Source organism: Streptomyces sp. NPDC127108, from assembly GCF_042677545.1.
Classification (GTDB): domain Bacteria; phylum Actinomycetota; class Actinomycetes; order Streptomycetales; family Streptomycetaceae; genus Streptomyces.
Genome location: NZ_JBHXTE010000051.1, coordinates 1 through 17,440 on the forward strand (window position 1 = coordinate 1; position 17,440 = coordinate 17,440).

Annotated in this window: 17 protein-coding genes; 9 read left to right on the plus strand and 8 right to left on the minus strand. The window is 73.1% G+C overall.

The window, feature by feature from the left end; translation table 11 throughout:
• Window positions 1-94: 94 nt before the first annotated feature.
• Both ACFVHO_RS33390 and ACFVHO_RS33395 read right to left on the minus strand, forming a co-directional pair.
• Window positions 95-658, minus strand: a complete 564-nt coding sequence (locus tag ACFVHO_RS33390) for a Rieske (2Fe-2S) protein (RefSeq protein ID WP_385723006.1) — start codon at window positions 656-658, stop codon at window positions 95-97.
• A 32-nt stretch (window positions 659-690) separates the two neighbouring features.
• A complete protein-coding gene (locus ACFVHO_RS33395) occupies window positions 691-2,937 on the minus strand; it encodes a prolyl oligopeptidase family serine peptidase (protein ID WP_385723009.1) in 2,247 nt (748 codons plus the stop codon).
• A 98-nt stretch (window positions 2,938-3,035) separates the two neighbouring features.
• On the opposite strand from ACFVHO_RS33395, the gene ACFVHO_RS33400 reads away from it, so the two are divergent.
• The 7 genes from ACFVHO_RS33400 (at window position 3,036) to ACFVHO_RS33430 (ending at window position 9,202) form a co-directional block, all read left to right on the plus strand.
• Complete coding sequence (locus ACFVHO_RS33400; RefSeq protein WP_385723011.1) at window positions 3,036-3,812, plus strand: HipA family kinase; 777 nt, start codon at window positions 3,036-3,038, stop codon at window positions 3,810-3,812.
• On the plus strand, window positions 3,809-4,237 hold the full coding sequence (locus ACFVHO_RS33405; protein WP_385723014.1) for a DUF3037 domain-containing protein: 429 nt from the start codon (window positions 3,809-3,811) through the stop codon (window positions 4,235-4,237). Before ACFVHO_RS33400 ends, ACFVHO_RS33405 begins: the two co-directional genes overlap by 4 nt.
• A gap of 191 nt (window positions 4,238-4,428) precedes the next feature.
• On the plus strand, window positions 4,429-5,190 hold the full coding sequence (fabG, locus tag ACFVHO_RS33410; protein ID WP_385723017.1) for a 3-oxoacyl-ACP reductase FabG: 762 nt from the start codon (window positions 4,429-4,431) through the stop codon (window positions 5,188-5,190).
• 46 nt (window positions 5,191-5,236) lie between these two features.
• Window positions 5,237-5,992, plus strand: a complete 756-nt coding sequence (locus ACFVHO_RS33415; RefSeq protein ID WP_030358612.1) for an SDR family oxidoreductase — start codon at window positions 5,237-5,239, stop codon at window positions 5,990-5,992.
• A gap of 172 nt (window positions 5,993-6,164) precedes the next feature.
• Window positions 6,165-7,751: an ABC transporter substrate-binding protein gene (locus tag ACFVHO_RS33420; protein WP_385723020.1), complete on the plus strand. Its 1,587-nt coding sequence runs from the start codon at window positions 6,165-6,167 to the stop codon at window positions 7,749-7,751.
• 102 nt (window positions 7,752-7,853) lie between these two features.
• Window positions 7,854-8,537: a uracil-DNA glycosylase gene (ung, locus tag ACFVHO_RS33425; RefSeq protein ID WP_385723023.1), complete on the plus strand. Its 684-nt coding sequence runs from the start codon at window positions 7,854-7,856 to the stop codon at window positions 8,535-8,537.
• A gap of 170 nt (window positions 8,538-8,707) precedes the next feature.
• Entirely contained in the window at window positions 8,708-9,202 is a 495-nt protein-coding gene (locus tag ACFVHO_RS33430; RefSeq protein WP_030358615.1) for a hypothetical protein, read from the plus strand.
• 97 nt (window positions 9,203-9,299) lie between these two features.
• Here the strand turns inward: ACFVHO_RS33430 and ACFVHO_RS33435 are convergent, their stop codons facing one another.
• Window positions 9,300-9,833 (minus strand): hypothetical protein, encoded by a 534-nt coding sequence (locus ACFVHO_RS33435; RefSeq protein WP_385723026.1) that lies wholly within the window; start codon window positions 9,831-9,833, stop codon window positions 9,300-9,302.
• Window positions 9,834-10,030: 197 nt separating this feature from the next.
• The gene (locus ACFVHO_RS33440; protein ID WP_385723029.1) at window positions 10,031-10,645 is read right to left on the minus strand and encodes a TetR/AcrR family transcriptional regulator; all 615 of its coding nucleotides are present in this window, start codon (window positions 10,643-10,645) and stop codon (window positions 10,031-10,033) included.
• A 113-nt stretch (window positions 10,646-10,758) separates the two neighbouring features.
• Here ACFVHO_RS33440 and ACFVHO_RS33445 point away from each other — a divergent pair, with 113 nt between their 5' ends.
• The gene (locus ACFVHO_RS33445) at window positions 10,759-11,997 is read left to right on the plus strand and encodes an FAD-dependent monooxygenase (protein ID WP_385723032.1); all 1,239 of its coding nucleotides are present in this window, start codon (window positions 10,759-10,761) and stop codon (window positions 11,995-11,997) included.
• A 10-nt stretch (window positions 11,998-12,007) separates the two neighbouring features.
• Window positions 12,008-12,913: a Gfo/Idh/MocA family protein gene (locus ACFVHO_RS33450; protein ID WP_385723035.1), complete on the plus strand. Its 906-nt coding sequence runs from the start codon at window positions 12,008-12,010 to the stop codon at window positions 12,911-12,913.
• Here the strand turns inward: ACFVHO_RS33450 and lnt are convergent.
• From lnt to ACFVHO_RS33470, 4 genes are all read right to left on the minus strand, one after another.
• The gene (lnt, locus tag ACFVHO_RS33455; RefSeq protein ID WP_385723038.1) at window positions 12,837-14,528 is read right to left on the minus strand and encodes an apolipoprotein N-acyltransferase; all 1,692 of its coding nucleotides are present in this window, start codon (window positions 14,526-14,528) and stop codon (window positions 12,837-12,839) included. The genes ACFVHO_RS33450 and lnt overlap by 77 nt on opposite strands.
• A 104-nt stretch (window positions 14,529-14,632) precedes the next feature.
• Window positions 14,633-15,115 (minus strand): nuclear transport factor 2 family protein, encoded by a 483-nt coding sequence (locus ACFVHO_RS33460; RefSeq protein ID WP_385723041.1) that lies wholly within the window; start codon window positions 15,113-15,115, stop codon window positions 14,633-14,635.
• Between the two features lie 245 nt (window positions 15,116-15,360).
• Window positions 15,361-15,540 (minus strand): hypothetical protein, encoded by a 180-nt coding sequence (locus ACFVHO_RS33465; RefSeq protein ID WP_078619226.1) that lies wholly within the window; start codon window positions 15,538-15,540, stop codon window positions 15,361-15,363.
• 295 nt (window positions 15,541-15,835) lie between these two features.
• A complete protein-coding gene (locus ACFVHO_RS33470) occupies window positions 15,836-17,377 on the minus strand; it encodes an MFS transporter (protein ID WP_385723044.1) in 1,542 nt (513 codons plus the stop codon).
• Window positions 17,378-17,440 lie beyond the last annotated feature (63 nt).

Consider the following 17,440-nt stretch of genomic DNA (forward strand, 5'->3'; position numbering starts at 1 on the left):
GCTCCGGGTGATTCCCCGTCGCGGCGCGGCCCTTGCCGACCTTCGGCGAGCTCCCGCGCTCGGGCGAACTCCCGCGTTTCGCCCAGCTCTCGCGTCAGGCCAGCTTGATCTCGTCGCCCTCGACGGTGATCTTCGTCGCGGGCAGCGGCTTCGGCGCCGGGTTCTGCTTCACGCTGCCGTCGGTGATGTCGAACTTGCTGCCGTGACAGGGGCAGTTGATGGTGCCGCCCTCGACGCTCGTCACCGGACACCCCTTGTGCGTGCAGCGGTTCGAGAAGGCCTTGAACTCGCCCTTCGTCGGCTGGGTGACCACGACGTTCTCGTCCTTGAAGATCTTGCCGCCGCCCACGGGAATGTCCGCCGTCTTGGCCAGCACGGCACCCCCACCGCCGCCCTCCTCCTTGTCGGAGGCCTCACCGGCGGGCTCCGACGAGTCCTTGTCGTCGTCCGAGCCGCAGGCGACGAGCGCGGCGGCCAGACCCGCGGCACCCACTGCGGCGACGACGGCGCGACGGCTGGGGCTCGGGGAGCCGGTGGGGTTGGGGGAGGTGCTCAGGCAGAGACCTGAGGGGCGTGCGGAGAGGGGGGTGGTGGGGCTGTCCGCCGTCGGCAGGAGCGGCTCGGCGGTGTCGGCCCTGTCTTCCCTGGAAGCAGTCATGCCGGATGGTACGGACGGCGGCGCGGAGTTGTTCAGGCGTTCAAGGACTTTTTCAGGAAGTCGAGCTCCAGATTCAGCAGATTGGCCGCAACGTCCTTCTGGGCCACCAGATGGCTCGCCCCGGGCAGCGGCAGGACCGTGTGCGGCCGTCCCGCCGCGAGCAGCGCCGACGACAGGCGCAGCGTGTGCACCGGCAGGACGTTGTCGTCGGACAGGCCGTGGACCAGCATCAGCGGCCGCGACAGGCGGTGGGCGTGCGCGACCAGGGAGCAGCGTTCGTAGTGCGCGGGCTGTACGTCGGGGTGCCCGAGGAAGCGCTCCTTCCAGTGGGTGTCGTAGAGCCGCAGGTCCGAGGGCGCGGCCCCGGCCACCGCCGCGTGGAAGACATCAGGACGGCGCAGCACCGCGCCCGCCGCCAGATAGCCGCCGAAGGACCAGCCGCGGATGCCCACCCGCCCCAGGTCGAGCTCGGGAAACACCTCGGCCGCGGCCCGCACCGCGTCCACCTGGTCGTCGAGGACGGGCGTCAACTGATCGCCGTACACCTCGTGTTCCCAGCCCCGCCCGCGCCCCGGTGTGCCCCGCCCGTCCGCGATGAGCACCGCGAAGCCCTGCTCGGCGAACCACTGGGCGACGACCGTCCACCACGCGCGCGCGTGCACGACGAGCTGGACGGACGGACCGGAGTACGGACACAGCAGGACCGGCAGCTTCCCGGAGCCGCGCTCGTGCCACGACGGCAGGAACAGCATGCCGCGCACCTCACGTTCCCCGAGGGTGAGGTGACGCGGGTCCGGCCTCACGACGGGCTCTTCGGAGAGCACGGCTATCCGCCCCACGGGGCGCCCGCCGCGCAGCACGGTCACCGTGTGCCCGTCCGGCGTCCTGCTGTCGAGGACCACGGTGTCCCCGCCGATCGCGGCGGTGTGCACGCCCGGGCCCCGACTGAGGCGCACCGGCGCGGCGGTGCGGACCGGGCCGTCCGGCTCACCGGCCACCGGGAACGACCAGACGTGCACCTCCGTGGGCGCGTCCGACGCCGTCACCCACACCCGCTCGCCCACGGTGGCGAGCACGCCGCGCACATGCAGTCCCGGAGGCGTCTCCGTGCCACCCGCGCGCAGGCCCGCCGTGTCGGGGTCGACGAGCCGGTGCAGCACGGGCGTGCCGTTCGCGAGGCGGGCCGGGGTGCCGGGGACGAGGTCCAGCCACGGGCTCTCGTGCCGCTCGTCGACCAGGCGGCACTCACCGCTCTCGGGGTCGACCGCCAGGACGCGGGCCGTGCGCTGGTCGCGGGTCTGGAGGGTGATCAGGGGGCCGTGCGCGTCCCAGGAGGCCCGCAGGACGTAGTCGAACGCGGCATCCGTCCACGCGGGCCCGTCGTCGTTCCGAGAGCGTGCAGACGCGTGCTTCCTGGTGTGCTCCGAGGGCTCCGACGCGTGTTCCGGGGCGCGTGCCGACGCGTGCTCCGACGCCTTCGACGGCGTGCGGACGGCGACGCGCGAGCCGTCCGTCCGCAGGAGGTGCAGGGTCGTCTCCGCGTTGTCGGTGCCCGCCGCCGGGTACGGCACCGAGCGCGGCGGCCGCTCCGGGTGCGCCGGATCGGAGAGCCACCAGCGCCGCACGCGCGCGGTGTCCACACGCGTGACCAGAAGGGCGTCGCCGTCCGGCGACCACCAGAACGCCCGGTGCCGGTCCATGGATTCGGCGGCGACGTGATCGGCGAGCCCGTACGTCACCTCGTCGTCCTCGGGCTCGGCCAGGGCCCGGTCGCCCGTGCCGTCGGCGCCGACCACGCGCAGGGCGCCCCCGGTGACGTACGCGACGAGCGAGCCGTCGGGTGAGGGGCGCGGGTCGACCACGGGACCCGGGGTGGCGATCCGGCGCGGCGCGCCGCCGTCCGTACGGACCGTCCACAGCGCGCCCGACACGGCGAAGGCCACCACGCGCGCGTGGTCGTCGGCGGCGAACGACACCACGCCCTGGGATGCCTCCCGCGCGCGTTCCCTGCGCACGCGTTCGGCCTCGGGCACCGGCCCGGCGGCGCCCAGCGCGAGCGGGTCCACGAGCATCCGCTCGCCGCCGGACCGGCCCTCGGCCCCTTCCCCCGCCGCGGCCCCGACTTCGTACAGCCACAGCCTGCTGACCGGGTCGTCGCCCGCCGTGGAGCGCGTGAACAGCACACGGGTGCCGTCCCGCGACACGGTGAGGCCGCGGGGCACCCCGAACGCGTAGCGGTGCGTGCGGGCGAACTGGGCCGGGAGGTCAGGGGAGTTCATGGCGTGACTGTAGGCACCACGGAGGTGGTTCGGGAGGGGGCGGGCGAGGGCGTCGGGGGAGCGGCCGGGGTGTCGGACCTCGGCAGTAACCTGGGGCGATGCTCACCGAAGTCACCGCTGTCCGGTACGTCACGCCGCTGCGTGAGGGCGGATCGCTGCCCGGACTCGTCGAGACCGACGACGGCCACGGCGTGTTCGAGACGTACGTCATGAAGTTCACGGGCGCGGGCCAGGGCCGCAAGACGCTCGTCGCCGAGGTGATCTGCGGGCGCCTCGCCCACCGCCTCGGACTGCGCGTGCCGGGGCTTGCGGGCATCCGGCTCGACCCGGTCCTCGGCCTCGGCGAGCCGGACCAGGAGGTGCAGCAGCTCCTGAAGTCCAGCGGCGGCCTGAACCTGGGCATGGACTACCTGCCGGGTGCCCTCGGCTTCGACCCGCTGGCCTTCGAGGTGGACCCGCTGGAGGCCGGGCGCGTCGTCTGGTTCGACGCGCTGATCAACAACGTGGACCGCTCCTGGCGCAACCCGAACCTCCTGGTGTGGCACGGCGACGTCTGGCTCATCGACCACGGCGCGAGCATGATCTGGCACCACAACTGGCCGACGGCCCGCGCCGCGGCCGACAAGCCGTACGACGCCGCGGACCACGTACTCGCGCGGTACGCCCCCGACCTCGCCGCGGCCGCCGCCGACCTGGCCCCCCGGGTCACCGCGGACCTGCTCGCCGAGGTGACCGCCGACGTGCCCGACGCGTGGCTGGCCGACGAGCCGGGCTTCGACACCCCCGACGAGGTGCGGCGGGCGTACGCGGAGACGCTCCTCCCGCGCGCGGAGAGCATCCACGAACGCATCACCCTGGAAGGCGCCGCGCAGTGACCGAACAGACCGAACAGACCGGGATCACCGAGACGGACGGCGCCCCCGCGCGGGACGTCTTCGAGTACGCGCTGCTGCGCGTCGTGCCGCGCGTGGAGCGCGGCGAGCAGTTCAACGCGGGCGTCGTGCTCTACTGCCGCGCCAAGTCCTACGTGGCCGCCCGCACGCATCTGGACGAGGCGAAGCTGCGCGCCCTGGACCCCGGGGCCGACGCGGCGGGCGTGCGCGCGGCCCTTTCGGCCGTCGAGGGCGTCTGCGCGGGCGGCATCGCGGCCGGGCAGGCGGCGGGCGACGACGCCGGGCGGCGCTTCCGCTGGCTGATCGCGCCACGCTCCACCGTCGTCCAGCCGGGGCCCGTGCACACGGGCCTCACCGCGGACCCCGAGGCCGAGGTGGAGCGCCTGGTCCAGCTGCTGGTGCGCTAGCGGCCGGGGTCTTCGGGGGACGTAATGAGTCACAGTGGCCGGGGGGCCGTTGACACCGGGTGTCAGGGCTTCTAGCGTCTCGTCTGCTGAAGGTACTAAGCGGTCGCTCACTGGGATGCGTGCCGCGGCACCGCACCTCCAGAAGATCCGCACGGCATGAGAGCCGCACCCCAAGGGCGAGGAGAGCCAGCATGTCCACCACTGAGCAGCGTGTCGCGATCGTGACCGGAGCAGCGCGAGGCATCGGCGCGGCGACCGCCGTCCGGCTCGCCGCCGAGGGCCGCGCCGTCGCCGTGCTCGACCTCGACGAGGCCGCCTGCAAGGACACCGTCGCGCAGATCACCGCCGCCGGTGGCAAGGCGATCGCCGTGGGCTGCGACGTGGCCGACGAGGCCCAGGTCGAGGCCGCCGTCACCCGGATCGCCACGGAGCTCGGCGCGCCCACGATCCTGGTCAACAACGCGGGCGTGCTGCGCGACAACCTGCTGTTCAAGATGAGCGCGAGCGACTGGGACACGGTCATGAACGTGCACCTGCGCGGCGCGTTCCTGATGTCCCGCGCCTGTCAGGCGCACATGGTGGACGCGGGCTTCGGCCGGATCGTCAACCTCTCCAGCTCCTCCGCGCTCGGCAACCGCGGCCAGGTGAACTACGCGGCGGCCAAGGCGGGCATGCAGGGCTTCACCAAGACGCTCGCCAAGGAGCTCGGCAAGTTCGGCGTCACCGCCAACTCCGTGGCGCCCGGCTTCATCGCCACCGAGATGACCAAGGCCACCGCCGAGCGCGTCGGCATGGGCTTCGAGGACTTCCAGGCCGCGGCCGCCACCCAGATCCCGGTGCAGCGCGTCGGCACGCCGGAGGACATCGCCAACGCCATCGCCTTCTTCACCGGTGACGCGGCGGGATTCGTGTCCGGGCAGGTCATGTACGTGGCCGGTGGCCCGCTGAACTAGCGGCCCGCCCGACCAGCACCGGACCAAGCGCAAAGGATCAGGACAGATGGCAGTGCAGGACAGCGGCAAGGCGGCGCTCATCACCGGAGCGAGCCGCGGCATCGGCTACGGCATCGCCGAGGCGCTGGTCGCCCGCGGCGACCGCGTGTGCATCACCGGGCGCAACGAGGACGCGCTCAAGGAGGCCGTGGAGAAGCTCGGCGCCGACCGCGTCATCGGCGTCCCGGGCAAGGCCCACGACGAGGCACACCAGGCGGTCGCCGTCGAGCGCGCCATGGAGGCGTTCGGCCGCGTCGACTTCCTCATCAACAACGCCGGTACGAACCCGGTGTTCGGGTCGATGGCCGACATGGACCTGAACGTGGCCCGCAAGGTCTTCGAGACCAATGTGATCTCCGCGCTCGGCTTCGCCCAGCTCACCTGGAAGGCCTGGCAGAGCGAGCACGGCGGCGCGATCGTGAACATCGCCTCCATCGCGGGCGTCGCGCCGTCGCCGTTCATCGGGGCGTACGGCATCAGCAAGGCCGCCATGGTCAATCTGACCCTGCAGCTGGCGCACGAGTTCGCGCCGAAGGTGCGGGTCAACGCCATCGCCCCGGCCGTGGTCAAGACCAAGTTCGCGCAGACGCTCTACGAGGGCCGGGAGGAGGAGGCCGCGGCGGCCTACCCGCTCGGCCGGCTCGGGGTGCCGTCCGACATCGGCGGCGCGGCGGCGTTCCTGACCTCCGAGCAGTCCGACTGGATCACCGGTCAGACGCTTCAGGTCGACGGGGGCATGTTCCTCAACGCGGGCGTCGGCTGACGTAACCGGACATCGGCCGCCGGAACCGGATGAACCTTGAAGAAGGCCGGGAATTCCCTGCGTACGTGACGTTCTCCCGCATGAAGTGCCCCGTCGGTGAGCCTGGTTGGCACGGCGGGGCACTGCGGTATGGTCTGCCGATCCATGGCACGGCAGACCGAGGAGCGTGCACGTGTTCAGAAGAGTTCCCCCGCGTCGTCGGCGGCCGGTCACCCTGCTCGCGTCCCTGTCCCTCGTCGCCGGCTGCGGTGTGCTGTCCTCCGAGGGCTCGGACGGCGGGGACACCATCACCGTCGGTACGACGAGTGCGCCGAGCACCCTCGATCCGGCCGCGGCCTACGACGGCTCCTGGGAGCTGTACCGGAATATCTTCCAGACGCTCCTGAGCTTCCCCTCCGGCGCCACCGAGCCCCAGCCCGACGCGGCGGAGCGCTGCCGGTTCACCGACAGCAGCAGCATGGTCTACACGTGTACGTTGCGCGCGGGCCTGAAGTTCTCCGACGGCCACGAGCTGGACGCGCGGGCCGTGAAGTTCTCCATCGACCGGATGCGGCGCATCGACGTCAAGGGCGGCCCGGCCGGACTTCTGGGCGCGCTGCGGACCGTGGAGACCAAGGGGGACAGGACCGTCGTCTTCCGGCTGCGCAAGCCCGACGCCACGTTCCCGCTCGTCCTCGCCACCCCGGCCATGTCGATCGTCGACCCCCGCGAGTACCCGGCCGACAAAATACGCGAGGGCGACGAGATCACCGGCTCCGGGCCGTACACCCTTGACTCCTACCAGGCCGGCGACCGGGCCGAACTCGCCAGGAACAGCCACTACGAAGGCGCGGCCAACCGCAAGAACGACGCCGTGACCATCCGCTACTTCCGCGACTCCGACTCCATGGTCGAGGCACTGCGTGACAAGGACCTCGACGTCACCTTCCGCGGTCTCGCGGCGCGGGACATCGTGGCGCAGCAGGGCCCGGACAAGGAGGACGACATCCGGCTCGTCGAGGGCGCGGGCACCGAGATCCGCTACCTGGTGTTCAACCCGAAGGACCGGTGGGCGCGCAAGCCCGCCGTGCGCAAGGCGTTCGCCCAGGTCCTCGACCGCGGCGCGGTCGCCCACAAGGTCTACAAGGACACCGTGGAGCCGCTGTACTCGATGGTCCCGCGCGGTGTCACCGGACACGGCACGAGCTTCTTCGACGTCTACGGCAACCCGAGCGTGGCCAAGGCGCGGCAGATCCTGGCGGCGGCGGGCATCACCGAGCCCGTACCGCTCACGCTCTGGTACACGACCGACCGCTACGGCTCGGCCACCGAGCCGGAGTTCGCCGAGATCAAACGGCAGCTGGAGACCTCCGGCCTGTTCAAGGTCACGATCAAGGGGCGGCCGTGGAAGGAGTTCGACGCGGCCTACAAGCGCGGGGAGTACCCGGTCTTCGGGCGCGGCTGGTTCCCGGACTTCCCGGACGCGGACAACTTCATCGCGCCGTTCGTGGGCGAGCGCAACGTCCACAACATTCCCTACCCGTCGCGGGAACTCACCGACGACCTGCTGCCGCGCTCGCGCCGCGAGGCCGACCGGAGCAACGTCGTGGACCAGTTCGAAGAGGCCCAGCGGGTCCTCGTCGACGACGTGCGGCTCCTACCGGTGTGGCAGGGCAAGCAGTACGTCATGGCGAGCGAGGAGATCTCGGGCGCCGAGCGGGCCCTCGACCCCTCGGCGATCATGATGATGTGGGAGCTGGGGCGGAAGACGAGCTGGTAGGCGGCGGTTTCCCCGCGGGCGCGGAGTCGAGGGCGGTGGATTGTCAGTGGCCGCCGGTAGGTTCTGTGGTGCAGAACTGAACGCACCCCGGAGGTTGTTGACGTGACCGACATCGCCATGCTGCCCGCGTCCTGGCGCGGAGTCCTCGGCGAGGAACTGCAGAAGCCCTACTTCAAGGAGCTCACCGAGTTCGTCGAGGAGGAGCGTGCGAAGGGCCCGGTCTTCCCGCCGCGCGACGAGGTGTTCGCCGCACTGGACGCGACGCCGTTCGACCGGGTGAAGGTCCTCGTCCTCGGCCAGGACCCGTATCACGGCGAGGGCCAGGGCCATGGCCTGTGCTTCTCGGTCCGCCCCGGGGTGAAGACCCCGCCCTCGCTCCGGAACATCTACAAGGAGATGAAGGAGGACATCGGCCTCCCCGTGCCGGACAACGGCTATCTGATGCCGTGGGCCCAGCAGGGCGTGCTGCTCCTGAACGCGGTCCTGACGGTCCGCTCCGGCGAGGCCAACTCCCACAAGGGCAAGGGCTGGGAGAAGTTCACCGACGCGGTGATCCGCGCGGTGGCCGAGCGGCCGGACCCGGCGGTCTTCGTCCTGTGGGGCAACTACGCCCAGAAGAAGCTGCCCCTCATCGACGCCGAGCGGCACGTCGTCGTCAAGGGCGCGCACCCCTCGCCGCTGTCCGCGAAGAAGTTCTTCGGCTCCCGCCCCTTCACGCAGATCGACGAGGCGGTCGCGGCCCAGGGGCACGAGTCCATCGACTGGCGCATCCCCGACCTGGGCTGAGCAGGCGGGAGCGCCCCGCGTCGCACCGCGCCTGACCGCGATTGTCAGTGGTGGCCGCTAGCGTCGGAATCGACTGGCAATCGACGGACAGCTGACGACGGACTGACGCCGGACCTGCCGCGGGCCCCGACCGGCCCGCGGCATGTCCGGCGGACGCGGAGGGCGACGCGGTGGCGGAGCGGCAGGAACAGACGACGGACGACGAAGACGCCATGATGACCCGGATCGGGCAGGCGGTCATGCTCCAGCACGCGGGCGACCGCGAGGAGGCGAGGACGCGTTTCCTCGTGCTCTGGTCGGAGATCGGCGAGGAGGGCGACGCCCTGCACCGCTGCACCCTCGCGCACTACATGGCCGACACCCAGGACGACCCGGCCGACGAACTGGCCTGGGACCTCAGGGCGTTGTCGGCGGCCCACGAGCTGACGGACGAACGCGTCGGCGCGCACCACCAGTCCCTGGCGGTGCGTGGGTTCTACCCCTCGCTGCACCTCAACCTGGCCGCGGACTATGTGAAGCTCGCCCGCCCCGAGGCGGCCCGCAGCCATCTGCGACTGGCCCGCGGCGCGGTGGGCGCGCTCGGCGACGACGGCTATGGGGACGGCATCAGGGCGGCACTGGACCGCCTGGAGGCGCAGGTGGGGGAGGGGGCGGTCGAGGAGTAGCGGCCCGGCCGGACCGGGTTGGCCCCTTCGGGGCTGGTCGGGGCTGGTCGGGGTCGGTCGGGGGCTCGGGCAGGCTCGGCCGAGGGCTCGCCTCCTGTCAACGCCCGTACGCCGCCCGGCAGATGGCCGCCTCCCGGCTGTCCGGCTCCCAGCCCCCGTGCGCGCGGCCGAGTGCGCACAGGTCGGCCTCGGCGCGGACGGGCGGCGGCACGTCCGACCGGGGCGCCTTCCCCTCGTCGGGGCCGGGGTCCTGCGGGCGGCCGTCACGGCGGTGCGGGGGCGGGTCCGAGTGTCCCCCGTGCTCGTCCGGGTCGCGCGCGGTGGCGTCGTCGCTGGGCGAGGGCGACGTGGCCGAGGGGCGGTCGGACGCGGTGGCCTTCGCCCGCGGGGGCGCGGTACGGGACGGCGTGCCCGCCGGGCCGCCGCGCTCCAGCGAGTCGCGCGCCGGGGCCTGCACCACCAGCGGTGGCCGACTCGACGGTCCCCGGGCGGGTGTCGCCGGGCCCGCGGACACCGCGCCCCGACCGGACGTCCGCTCCACCCCCATGCACCCGGAGAGAGTCAGCACGGCCACGGACGTGGACACAAGGAGCACCGAAGTGGTCACCGAGGTGGTCGTCGATCGCTGCACCCGCGCCACTCTGCTGCCCCCGGCGCACCCCGGGGCGCCGAACGTCCCCGCATGCCCCGCACGGGTGACACCGGCGGGCGCTGCCCGACGACGGTCCTCGCCCTGAGCCGCGTCCGACAACAGCTCCGCTCCAAGCCCCGCCCCGACGGCAACCCCGCCCTATGCCCCGCCCCGACGGCAGCCCTCCGCCCTCTGCCCTATGCCCCGCCCCGCGCGTCCCCGTCGAGCATCCCCCGCAGCAACTCCCCGAACCCTTCCCGCAGTTCGTCCACCGTCGGCGCTGTCGCGTGGTACGAACCCGCGACGCACGAGAACATCATGCCGTCGCACCACGCCACCAGGGACAGCGTGTGCCGCTCCGCTTCCTTGGAGCCCGCGGCGACCATCAGCTCCCGCAGCGGCTCCCGGAACTGGGCGCCCGCCGAGTCGTAGTACGACCGCAGTTCGGGGCGCCGGGTCGCCTCCAGGGCCAGTTCGTAGCGGGACAGGAGCAGGCCGCGGTGGTCGTCGCCGGTGAGGAAGCGGTGCAGGGCCACGGCCAGGCCGGAGACCAGGGTGTCGCGGTCGCCCGCCGGGTCCGGCAGCTCGCTCGGGGTGAGGACGTCGTTCTCGCGCTCGGCCTGCCGTCGGACCGCGGCCTCCAGGAGGGCGAGCCGGGTGCGGGCGTGATTCGACGTCGACCCCGGAGGGAGGCCCGCGGCCTCGTCGACGGCCCGGTGGGTGAGGCCGCGCATACCGCGCTCGGCGAGCAGGGAGAGGGCGGTGTCGGCGATGAGTTCGGTGCGGGCTGTCCCCGTGGCGCGTACAGGCATGCGGTCCAGCCTACCGTTCGTACTACAGATGTAGTAGCGTCGAACGCGGGCACTACACCTGTAGTTTCCGTCGGTGGTGCCTTCGCCAAGTATGCGCGCGACAAGGAGAGGTCATGCCCGGAACAGCGAAATCTCCCGAGCCCCACGCCGTCGTCATAGGCGGTGGGATCGGTGGGCTGACCGCCGCCATCGGTCTGTCCAAGGCCGGCTGGCGGGTCACCGTCCTGGAGCGCGCCGAGTCCCTGAAACCCGTCGGCTCCGGCATCGGCCTCGCGCCCAACGCCCAGCGCGCCCTGGACGTGCTCGGCCTCGGGGACCGGGTGCGCGACCTGGCCGCGTGGCAGGGGGCGGGCGGAGTGCGCGCGCAGGACGGGCGTTGGATCGTGCGGACCAGCGCGGCCGCGACGGCACGGCGGTTCGGCGGCACACTGGTGCTCCTGCACCGCGCGACACTGGTCGACCTGCTCGTCGCCGCACTGCCCGCGCGCTGCCTGCGCACCGGCGTCGACGCCCGCCTCGCCGACCGCGGCGGCCCCGGCCGCAGGGCCCTCGTCGCGACTCCCGACGGCGACATCGAGGCCGACCTCGTGATCGGCGCCGACGGCATCAACTCCGCCGTCAGGACAGCCCTGTTCCCCGCGCACCCCGCGCCCGTGTACACCGGATTCACCGCCTGGCGGCTCGTCGTGCCCGCGCCCGAACGCCCCTTCGCGCCGCACGAGACCTGGGGGCGCGGCGGCGTCTGGGGCACCCAGCCGCTCAAGGACGGCCGGGTGTACGCGTACGCCACCGCGCTCCTCCCCGAGGGCGGGCGCGCCCCCGACAACGAGAAGGCCGAGCTGGAGCGGCGCTTCGCGCACTGGCACGACCCGATCCCCGGGATCATCGCCGCCGCCCGCCCCGAGGACGTCCTGCGCAACGACGTGCGCCACCTGATCGACCCGCTGCCCGCCCACCACCGCGGCCGGACCGTCCTCATCGGCGACGCCGCGCACGCCATGGCGCCCACCCTCGGCCAGGGCGGCAACCAGGCCATCGAGGACGCCGTCGTGCTCGCCCACCACGCGGCGCCGCACGCCGACCTCTTCGCGGGCCTGGCCGCCTACAGCGCGGTACGCGTGCCGCGGACCACGGCGATCGTGCGCCAGGCCGCCCGCGCCGCCCGCCTCAACCACGTCACCAGCGGCCCCCTGCGGGCGGTGCGCGACACCCTGGTGCGGACGGCGTCCCGGCTCGGCCCGGACATGATCATGCGGGGCTTCGCCCCCATCGCCGACTGGCGGCCGCCCCAGCCCCCGTATGCTGCGGGAACAGGCTCGGGGGCGCAGGAGCGTGAACCGGCACGACGGTAGGGAGACAGTGGTGAAGGTCGGCTGCATCGGACTCGGCGACATCGCACAGAAGGCGTACCTCCCGGTGCTCGCCGCGCAGCCCGGCGTCGAACTGCACCTCCAGACCCGCACCCCCGCCACCCTGGAGCGCGTCGCCGACGTCCACCACGTGCCCCGGGAGCGCCGCCACACCGACCTGGACTCGCTGCTCGCCCAGGGCCTGGACGCGGCCTTCGTGCACGCGCCCACCGCCGTCCACCCCGAGATCGTCGGCCGGCTCCTGGAGGCCGGGGTCGCGACGTACGTGGACAAGCCCATCGCGTACGAACTCGCCGACTCCGAGCGCCTCGTGGAGCTGGCCGAGGAGCGCGGCGTCAGCCTCACCGTCGGCTTCAACCGCCGCTACGCCCCCGGCTACGCCCAGTGCGTCGAGCACCCGCGCGAGCTCATCCTGATGCAGAAGAACCGCGTGGGGCTGCCGGAGGACCCGCGCACCATGATCCTCGACGACTTCATCCACGTCGTCGACACCCTGCGCTTCCTCGTGCCCGGCCAGATCGACGACGTGAGCGTGCGCGGCCGGGTCGAGAACGGCCTGCTCGAACACGTCGTGCTGCAGCTCGGGGGCGCCGGGTTCACCGCGATCGGCGTGATGAACCGGCTGAGCGGGTCCACCGAGGAGGTCCTCGAGGTCTCGGGCCAGGACACCAAGCGGCAGGTCCTGAACCTCGCCGACGTCGTCGACCACAAGGGCCAGCCCACCGTGCGGCGGCGCGGCGACTGGGTGCCGGTGGCGCGGCAGCGCGGCATCGAGCAGGTCGTGCTCGCCTTCCTCGACTCCGTGCGCGCGGGCAAGGTGCTCAGCGCGCGGGACGCGCTGGCGACCCATGAGCTGTGCGAGCGGGTGGTGAGGGCCGTTCAGGAGCAGGCCTCCTGAACGCCCGCGCGCCCTCCGCCGCGCACAGCAGGGCGAGCACGACGAGAGCCGTGTGCACCGGCCAGTCGCCGAACCGCACGTACGGGGTGGTGCCGGTGGCGAGCGGGACTTCGTACTCCGCGGTGCTCGACGCCGACGTGCCGAGGGGCGCGCCGACGCGGTCACCGCTCGGGCCGTAGACGGCCGAGACGCCGGTGAGGGTGGCGTGCACCATGGGGCGGCCGGTCTCGGCGGCCCGCACCGCCGCGAGCGAGGCGTGCTGCTCGGGCGCCCAGCTGTGCTGGAACGTCGACGTGGCGGACTGGGCGAGCAGCAGCTGCGCGCCCTCGCGGGTGAGGTGGCGGCTCATGTCGGGGAAGGCCGACTCGAAGCACACCAGCGGTCCGACCCGCAGCCCTTGCCCTCGCCCTTGGCCGATGGTCATGACGACGGGCCGGTCCCCGCGCCTGCGGTCCTCGCCCGCGGCCTTGCCGACGGAGGTCGCCCAGCCGAGCAGGGAGCGGGCGGGCACGTACTCGCCGAAGGGCACCAGACGCATCTTGTCGTAGCGGTCGCCCGTCGGCCCCTTGGGGCCGACCAGCACCGAACTCTTGAAGATGCCCGGCCGGTCCGAGCGGCGCGCGTCGACGTTCACCAGGATGTCGGCGCCGACCTGCCGGGACAGCGCGGTGATCCGCCGGGCCAGATCGGGCCGTTCGGTCAGGTCGTGGCCCACGCTGCTCTCGCCCCACACGACGAGGTCCAGATCGCGGCCCGCCAGGGAGCGGGTCAGGCTCTCCTCGCGGGCGAACCGCTGGCCGGCGCTGTCGATGCCGTTCATGACGCCGGGCTGGACGACGGCGACACGGACGTGGCCCGCGGGCTCGGGGCGCGGGGACCAGGTCCAGGCCGCAGTGGTGGCCGCGCCGACGGCGACGAGACCGGCGACGGCGGGGACCCGGGCGCCGCGGTGCGCGACGAGCACGGCGACGCCCGTGTTCACGGCCACGACCAGGGCGCTGACCAGCCAGACCCCGCCGACCGAAGCGAGGCGCAGCGCGGGCTCGACCTGCCACTGGCTGGAGCCCAGCAGCCCCCAGGGCCCGCCGAGTCCCTCCCAGGACCGCACCAGCTCCACCATCAGCCAGCCGGAGGGAAGGACGAGCAGCGCGGCGGCGGCGCGCCCGGAGGAGGGCGTGCCGCCGAGGAGATGGCGTACGAGCCAGCCCCACGGCGCCCAGAGCAGGCCGAGGAGCGCGGCGATGACCAGCGTGAACACATGCAGACTCGGCAGCAGCCAGTGGTGCACGGCGACCATGAAGCCGAGCCCGCCGAGCCAGCCGTCGAGGGCCGCGCGGCGGCCGGTCGGGGCGGAGCGGGCGAGGAGGAGCCACGGCACGAGCGCGACGTACGCGAACCACCACCAGGAGGGCGCGGGGAACGCCAGGGCGGGCAGGGCGCCGCACAGGGCGGCGATGACCCCGCGCTGCCACGGCGAGGCGAGATCGGCGCCCCGCCACGGGGCGGTGCGCTGCCCCGGGGTGCTACGGGCCGTACGCCGCCAGGGAGTCGCCTCCGCCCACCGCGGCCACCGTGGCACCCATCGGTGCCGCCGCTTGCTGCCGAGTTCGTCCATGCAGCGCGCCTTTCTGCCCCGATCCGTCCGACGCGGCCAGTGCCCCCCGCCGTCGTACGTTCAGTGTGCGCGCCCCTGACGATCTAGGACAGGGGGCGCCTGGTTCATGTAACCGGGTCGGACCAGTGCTGTCTGCGCCACTTCTCCTGGACGACGACTTGACGCAGCCGCCAGCCGTTGTGGGTGCGGACGGCGGTGAAGGCGTAGCGCCCGCCGCATTCGAAGTCGGGCGCGGCGTTGTCGGAGCTTTTCGCCTTGTCGGCGAACCGCATGGGGTTGGCGTAGTCGGCCTGTATCCGGGCGGTGTCGCCGACGTCCTGGTCGCGGACGTCGAAGTGGATCCTGCGGTTGACGATGAGGTGCTGGCGTACCGCGAAGACCCGAAGGGACTCCGTGAGCCAGTCGGCGACCTCGGACGCGGGTCCTTCGATGCCGCCCGCCGAGCGGTAGTCGGCGCGTCCGTCGGGTGCGAAGAGCCGACGGTAGGCGTCCCAGTCGCCGTCGTCGACGGTGATGGCGTAGTCGGTGATGAGAGTGTCGATGGCCAACCGGTCAAGGACTGCGGCGAGTTCCACGCGCTGCGTCATCTGATCAGTCTTGGGCACCGGGGGTTGCGGAGCCAAGAGGCCGGGCGCGAGTCGTTGTGCCGCGGGGGGCCGGGGTGGCTCGATGTGTCCGTCCGGGCCGGTGGGAAGAGGGTGCGCGCGAGCGGGTCGGGATTGCTCGCGCGCGGTGAGGAATTCCTCGGTGGAGGGCGGACCTCCGGTGCGATGGGGCCGATGGACGGCTCACGTGCGGAAGATGCGTGCGTACTGCCCCCGTTGTGCGCCGCTTACGCGGCCTGCACGATCTCCGCGCGTACCGCCTCGGCCCACTCGGTCACCAACTGCTCGTACTCCCGGCGCTGTTCGACGGAGAGGCGGCCGCCCGCACGAAGCCACAGGCCGCGTATCCGCTCGTTCAACTCGGCCGACGACCGCACGGAACCATGGGGTTGAGGGGTGAGGGGCATGACGTCAAGCCTAGGGGATAGTCCAGACAATCGGAACTGTCAGCTACCGCACACCTGCGGCATGTGATCGCGCCGGGGCGCCGCAAGGCGCGCGCGTCCGGCGCGAGTTGGAGTAGGTGCGCTGGTCAGCGGGGCGGAGGAGGGTTGTTGAGTCCGGTTGGGGCGCGGGTCCACGGTCTCGGGCAGTGATGGACGGCACGATTCCGTACGCCACTTGGCGCGTCGGGTGCCCGCGTTCGGTGATGCCGCCGTCGGACAGCGGCATCACCGGTACTGGACCGGGGCCCGGCGTGCGTCAGGCGGCGCTCGGCCGGATGCGGTGTGCCGTGAGGACCCCGGCGGCCGCGAGTGCGGCGGTGAGGGCGAAGGTCACCGTCAGGGCGAGGGACACCGAGCCGCCGTGGGCCGCGGACAGGGCGACGGCGGCGCCGCCGAGGCCGCTGAGGACCGCCACCGCGAGGGTCTGGGCGAGCTGCATCGAGCCGCTGGCCTCGCCCTGCCGGTCGGCCGGGGCCTGCTCCATGGCGTCGGTGGTCGCCGCGTTGAAGGCGACGCCCATGCCTGCGCCGCCGATGGCCCAGCCCGCCACGGCCGTCAGGGCGGGCACCGCGTCGACCAGGACGCCGAGCGCCATCACGGCGATCCCCAGGAGCAGGACCGCGAACCCGGCGGCGATCGGCACGGCCCGCGACCGCCCGCTCCACCGGCTGTCGGCCCGGCCCTGCCACGCCGCCCCGAGCACCCAGGTGATCGCGCCCGCCGAGAGCCCCAACCCGGCTTCCGTGGCGCTCAGTTCGCGCAGCCGGACCAGGCCGAGGGGCAGGAACGCCTCGCTGCCGAAGTAGGCGCCGCAGAGCAGGAAGCGCAGGACGACACCGGTGGGAACGCCGCGGCGCACGGACAGCGTGCCCGCCGGTGTGACCCGGCGCAGCGCCAGCACGGCCGTGGTGGCGCCCGCGGCGGCCAGGGGGATCAGGAGGGCGAGTTGGCGCAGTTGGAGGCCCGCGAGGAGGAGGCCGGTCCCGGCGGCTAGCAGGACGCTGCGGGCGACGGGGGTGGACCACCAGGGGGTCGTTCCGGAGGCCGGGGCCGCGGTCGAGGCCGGGCTCCCGGGGCGGCCGATGCGGCGCAGCTGCGGCAGCGCGAGTGCCGCCGCGGCCGCGATCAGGGGCAGCAGCAGCACGAACACGCCGCGCCAGGACACATGGTCGGAGATCACGGCCGCGATGCTCGGCCCCACCAGGGACGGCACGGTCCAGGCGCCGGAGACCAGGGCGAACATGCGCGCCCGCAGGCCCTGCGGATAGGCCAGCGCGATGGCGGTGTACGCGAGCGCCATGACCGCCCCGACCCCGAGCCCCTGGAGGAACCGCCCGGCCAGGAACACCGGCCAGTTGGGCGCGGCCCCGGCGAGCGCGCAGCCGACGGCGAAGACCACGAGGCCGAGGGCGAGCGGGCGGGCCGGACCGCGGCGGTCGGCGGCGACGCCCGCGGCGACGGTGCCGATGAGGTTGGCCAGCATCAGGGCGGACAGGCCCCAGCCGTACGCGTGGAGTCCGCCGAGGCTGCCCGCGATCTCGGGCAGCACGGTGGCGACCCCCATCGACTCGAAGGCCACGAGCCCGACGGAGAGCACGATGCCCCAGGTGAGGGCGGAGTAGGGGGCGCGGAAGGCGCTCTCGGGGCGGGCGCCGGGCGCGGGCGCCCGCCGCGTACGCGGCACGGACGGGTCCTGGGCGGGCGACTCCGGGGTGGGCGACTCCTGGCCGGATGGCTCCCGCCCGGATGGCTCCTGCCCCCGCGGTTCCTGCGTGGTCGCTTCCTGCTCGGACGGCAAGGTCGACCCTCCTTCTTACGTTTCGATCCGGAACGGAACGAAAGTAGATGCTACCTATACTGA